A 282-nucleotide genomic window follows, 5' to 3' on the forward strand; every position below is an offset into this window, starting at 1 on the left:
CTGGCTGTTTAGATTTTGTTAAATGCAGCAATGTCAACAGATTGTACAAAATCTTCAAATTCTTGAATTTTTTCTGTCAGCAAATCAACAGAAACTTTGTCGTCCTCGATGACACACATAATTTGCAGTTTATTTATGCCATACCCAACAGGCACAAGTTTGGAGGCTCCCCAGAGAAGGCCTTCCATTTCAATAGTGCGTACTTGGTTTTCCATTTCCTTCATATCGGTTTCATCATCCCATGGCTTGACATCAAGGAGAATAGAGGACTTGGCAATGAGG

Annotated in this window: 1 protein-coding gene; it reads right to left on the minus strand. The window is 40.1% G+C overall.

Annotated features, from left to right (window positions below; all coding sequences use genetic code 11):
• Positions 1 to 8: 8 nt before the first annotated feature.
• Positions 9 to 282, minus strand: a 274-nt coding sequence (locus F0L68_RS45840) for an elongation factor 1-beta family protein (protein ID WP_149855409.1), incomplete at its 5' end; no start/stop codon positions are given.

Source organism: Solihabitans fulvus (assembly GCF_008386585.1).
Classification (GTDB): Bacteria; Actinomycetota; Actinomycetes; order Mycobacteriales; family Pseudonocardiaceae; genus Solihabitans; species Solihabitans fulvus.